The organism is Peribacillus sp. (genome assembly GCF_059453735.1).
The window spans coordinates 1-4,524 of sequence record NZ_JAZVJO010000361.1 but is presented as its reverse complement, the minus strand read 5'-3'; the positions used below and the strand labels follow the sequence as shown (position 1 = coordinate 4,524).

Here is a 4,524-nt window from a genome sequence, read left to right as displayed (position 1 = left end):
AAACTGAGCACATCAAAGTTTCATTTTCCTTTTGTTCAATCGATGAATCCATCCCTATTACAACCATAGATAGTATCAATAAAAGTTCTGGCAGCTAGAATACTTAAAATGCCATTCGTAGATCAAAAAGCGATTTCAATTGAAGTGGGAATGCAGAATTCTGGACTAGGAGCGGCTCTTGCTACCGCACATTTTTCACCGTTAGCAGCTGTCCCAAGTGCAATCTTTAGTGTATGGCACAATATTTCTGGCCCCATCTTGGCAACGTATTGGGCAAAACAGGCTGATAAAAAGAATGTAGAACCAATTGAGACAATTGATCGAATTGGTTGAGGAGCACGTGAAGTACCATTGCTGTGCAACATGTAAATCTTTTACTGTTGAGAAGACAGCAAACAAAACCATATATAGGTGCTCAAGACTTGGCTTTGAAACTAAGACGACCTATCAATTTACCTGTTGGGACCCGACAGAAAAGGTAAAAGCGCTTATGAAAAAAAGAAAAGATAGGTAGTTAACAGCCTCCGTGTGATTTTAGCGGAGGTTTTTATGTGCTTGTAAGAGTTCTATTTTTTCTAAAAAAGGGAATCATGTGTTTTAATGGAAACATATAGAGCGAGAGGGTGATTCATCTGCATACGAAAAAAGTGAGGTACATAACGATTTTTGCTTCGATTGTCTGTTTGTTTTGGCTTTTTTGTTTAGGTTGGGCGGTTCAAGATTATTATTCAGAGGCTAGTCCCGTTGAGATCAAACAAGAGGAGCCGGAGAACGCTGTTGACCCGGGCAAGTTTTCTTTGGTAGCACTTGGAGACTCCTTAACGAGAGGGACAGGTGATGAGTCAGGTAAAGGCTATGTAGGTCTCGTTACCGATGATTTAAAAGAACGCTTTGGGAAAAAAATTAGTGTTCATAATTTAGGCGTTAGTGGAGCGGTCTCGTCTGAATTAAAGAATCAGATGAAGCAGAAGGAAATTAAGCGCCAGCTAGGAGAAGCCGATGCAATTATGCTGACAATTGGCGGGAATGATTTATTTCAGGGTGGACAAACATTAATGGACATTGAAACAGCTGGAATAGAAGATATACAGGAAAAGTACCTGCAAAATTTAAAAGAGGTTTTTACCACAATTCGTTCCGTAAATAATCAGGCGACTGTATACATGATTGGGCTTTATAATCCCTTTATTGAATTAGAGGATAACGAAACGACCAGTAGTATCGTCAGAGAGTGGAATTTCCAGACGGAGGATCTGGCATCTTCGTTTTCAGATATTGTATTTGTCCCAACGTACGATATTTTCCAACTATCTGTTAATGAGTATCTGTATACAGACAAATTCCACCCTAATAAAGAAGGATATCAATTGATTGCAAAGCGAATTTCACCATTGATTAAATGGGAGGAGGAGAAAAAATGACAAAGACAACTCTTTCCGTACAAAATCTAACAAAAAAAATTGGTAAACGGCAAATCATTAAAGGAATTAGTTTTGAATTACAAGCAGGTGAAGTATTCGGCTTCTTGGGACCAAACGGAGCAGGTAAAACGACGACCATTCGGATGCTTGTTGGTTTAATTAAACCGACATCAGGAAGTATGGTCGTTTGCGGCTACAATGTTCGCACGCATTTTACCAAAGCGATGGAGCAGATTGGCTGTATCGTTGAAAATCCTGAGTTATACCCTTATCTAACAGGGAAAGAAAATCTTCTTCATTTTGCTAGAATGCTGCCGAATGTACCGGAAACAAGAATTACTGAGGTAGTGGCCATGGTCGGATTAGAGGCTAGAATTGATGAGAAAGTAAAAACGTATTCACTTGGTATGCGTCAGAGACTGGGGATTGCACAGGCCATGCTTAATCATCCGAAAGTCTTGATTTTGGATGAGCCAACGAATGGGTTAGACCCAGCAGGAATTAGAGAGATGCGTCAATTTATCCGGGAGCTGGCTGAACAGGAGGGACTCAGTGTTTTAGTCTCCAGTCACCTTTTAGGCGAAATTCAGCTGTTATGTGACCGGGTAGCCATCATAAAAAATGGAGAAATTATTCAGGTGGATTCCGTAAAGAATTTACTTAGCAGGCAAGAAAAAATGCTCTGGAAAGTAGATCCAATGGATCAGGGAAAAGCCGTATTATCACAATTGACGGATGTCAGTGAAACCACGGATGGATATTTGGTTACAGCATTTGAGGAAAAGGAAATACCAAAATGGAATGTACAGCTCATTAATGAAGGGATATCAGTTCTTGAAATGAACAGAAAGCTTCCAGCCCTTGAGGATCTATTCCTTGAAGTGACTGGCGTGGGAGGTAGCTCAATTGAATAAGCTGATTCAAAACGAAATGCTGAAACTGCTGGCAAGAAAACGTCTGTTAATTATCACGGCTATTGTAGCGATATTGGTTGCGATGTTTACGTATGCACAATATAAGGAAACCCAATCACAACGTGAACGAATGGGTACGATTGAGTGGCAGTCATTATTGCAGCAGCAAATTATTGATTCACAAAACCGACTCGGGTCTAGCCGTATTTCTGATGAATGGCGTCAGCAGCTTCAAGTTAGTATTAAACAATCACAATATTATCTTGATAATAATATAAACCCGTCGGAACCTGGTGCACCTACCTTTGTCCGAATGTTTATTGAGAACTCAAGTGACTTATTTATCCCGCTGTTAATTATGATTATTGCCAGTGATTTGGTTTCTTCTGAGCATAGTCTAGGATCGATCAAGCTGCTCCTAACTAGACCTGTTCAGCGATGGAAAATACTTCTCAGTAAATATGTTGTGCTGCTGCTCTCTACTTCATTGATTGTCCTCGTCACGGCAGCATTAGCTTATGTCATTTCAGGTGTGGTTTTTGGCTATCATGGCTGGACAGCTCCTGTAATTACTGGTTTTACTGTTGAAGGAAGCAATCTCAATACAAGTGGAGTCAAATTGATGAATCAGTGGGAATTCTTACTTATGGAAATGGGGTTAGTGTGGTTCGTGGCGGTTGTTGTCGGAACACTGTCCTTTATGCTTTCAGTATTAATCCGCAGTACTGCAGCAGGAATGGGTGTCATGCTGGCCGCCTTAATTTCAGGAATGATTTTAAGTAATATGGTTTCGTCTTGGGCATCTGCTAAATATTTCTTTATGGTTAATCTTAAATTAACCAGTTATTTAAGTGGAGCTGCTCCGCCAATTGAGGGAATGACTTTGTTCTCATCCGTATCCGTTTTGTTTGTTTGGCTGGTTGCAGCGCTTGTTGTTTCTTTTACTGTTTTTTCCCGTCAAGATGTTTATTAATTTGGAAACAGCCCATGCTATGTGTAAGGGCTGTTTCTTTTGAATAGTAAATGATTTTTGGGTTATTAGTAAGTAAAGAAACATAAGGAGGCGGAACAAACATGGATGATAATGGTGTTGGAAAAAAGATACTGCCGGTAACGTCTGTCACAAATGGCGAAGGTAAATTTGCGAGAGATGATTTGTTTTGCCTGCCTATTCAGATCGTAAATGTTTGCTTTATAGGAAAAAAAGGTGCAAAAGAATGGGTATTGGTAGACGCAGGTATGCCTAATTCGGCAGAAATGATTATCAAGGAAGCTGAATCTCTGTATGGAACAGGTGTTGCGCCGAAAGCCATTATTTTAACACACGGTCATTTTGACCATATAGGGGCAATTGTTGAGTTAGTAGAACATTGGAAATCACCAGTGTATGCGCATTCCCTTGAAATGCCTTATCTGACAGGGCTCAAAGACTACCCGAAACCGGACCCTACGGTGGAAGGCGGGATGGTTGCTAAAATGTCGGGTATGTTTCCGAATAAAGGCATCAACTTGGATAATCATGTCCATCAACTACCTGCTGATGGCTCAATACCGGATCTGCCGGACTGGGAATGGGTGCATACGCCTGGTCACACACCCGGACACATCTCTTTGTTTCGGAAGACAGATAAAGCGTTGCTTGCAGGTGATGCCTTCGTAACCGTAAAACAAGAAGATCTGTACAAAGTGATTACCCAAGAAAAAGAATTTAGTGGACCACCACGATACTTAACAACAGATTGGGCTGCAGCTAAAAAATCTGTACAGACGCTTGAACAGCTGCATCCAACAGTGGCGATAACCGGACACGGTGTTTTTGTTGAAGGAAATGAACTAGCAGAGGGACTTACGAACCTAGTACAGAATTTTGATTCGATTGCCAAACCCGATTACGGAAAATACGTTGACGGAAAGGACACACAATGAAAAATTCTAAAAATGAAGAACTAAAAACAGAAAAAAAAGGATACTTCTATAATGAAGAAAAAGAAGACAAGAACGATTCAGTAACATCAGGAGTAGATGAAACCCATGATCAAGTGATGGATGGATATTATTCTGGCACGATTGATCAAGTGGATAATAAAAGTGATAATCACTAAGTATTGTGGAACGCTGCTAATTTAGCAGCGTTCTTTTTTGTTGCTAAGTCTGAACCTGAGCTGCTGGATTGATTGGAGGATATCTGC

General features: G+C 40.4%; 5 protein-coding genes and 1 pseudogene. All 6 read left to right on the top strand.

Translation table 11 applies throughout. From position 1 onward, the window contains the following. Positions 1 to 87 precede the first annotated feature (87 nt). Positions 88 to 333, top strand: a pseudogene (locus tag AC52RT_RS11535) (bile acid:sodium symporter family protein); the annotation flags it as partial. Positions 334 to 647: 314 nt separating this feature from the next. Further along, positions 648 to 1,421, top strand: a complete 774-nt coding sequence (locus tag AC52RT_RS11530) for an SGNH/GDSL hydrolase family protein (protein WP_495540878.1) — start codon at positions 648 to 650, stop codon at positions 1,419 to 1,421. Next, complete coding sequence (locus AC52RT_RS11525; protein ID WP_495540877.1) at positions 1,418 to 2,335, top strand: ABC transporter ATP-binding protein; 918 nt, start codon at positions 1,418 to 1,420, stop codon at positions 2,333 to 2,335. Before AC52RT_RS11530 ends, AC52RT_RS11525 begins: the two co-directional genes overlap by 4 nt. Continuing rightward, positions 2,328 to 3,308 carry an ABC transporter permease gene (locus tag AC52RT_RS11520; RefSeq protein ID WP_495540876.1) on the top strand — a complete coding sequence of 327 codons (981 nt, stop codon included), beginning with the start codon at positions 2,328 to 2,330 and terminating at the stop codon, positions 3,306 to 3,308. Before AC52RT_RS11525 ends, AC52RT_RS11520 begins: the two co-directional genes overlap by 8 nt. 101 nt (positions 3,309 to 3,409) lie before the next feature. Beyond that, positions 3,410 to 4,261, top strand: coding sequence for an MBL fold metallo-hydrolase (locus AC52RT_RS11515; RefSeq protein ID WP_495540875.1), 852 nt, complete (start codon positions 3,410 to 3,412; stop codon positions 4,259 to 4,261). Beyond that, positions 4,258 to 4,437 carry a DUF4025 domain-containing protein gene (locus AC52RT_RS11510; RefSeq protein WP_495540874.1) on the top strand — a complete coding sequence of 60 codons (180 nt, stop codon included), beginning with the start codon at positions 4,258 to 4,260 and terminating at the stop codon, positions 4,435 to 4,437. The genes AC52RT_RS11515 and AC52RT_RS11510 overlap by 4 nt, the downstream gene beginning before the upstream one ends. Positions 4,438 to 4,524 lie beyond the last annotated feature (87 nt).

What these genes read in the sequence shown, in the direction of transcription:
- AC52RT_RS11525 (WP_495540877.1), top strand. Translation starts at nt 1,418, where the DNA reads ATGACAAAGACAACTCTTTCCGTACAAAATCTAACAAAAAAAATTGGT.
- AC52RT_RS11515 (WP_495540875.1), top strand. Translation starts at nt 3,410, where the DNA reads ATGGATGATAATGGTGTTGGAAAAAAGATACTGCCGGTAACGTCTGTC.
- AC52RT_RS11510 (WP_495540874.1), top strand. Translation starts at nt 4,258, where the DNA reads ATGAAAAATTCTAAAAATGAAGAACTAAAAACAGAAAAAAAAGGATAC.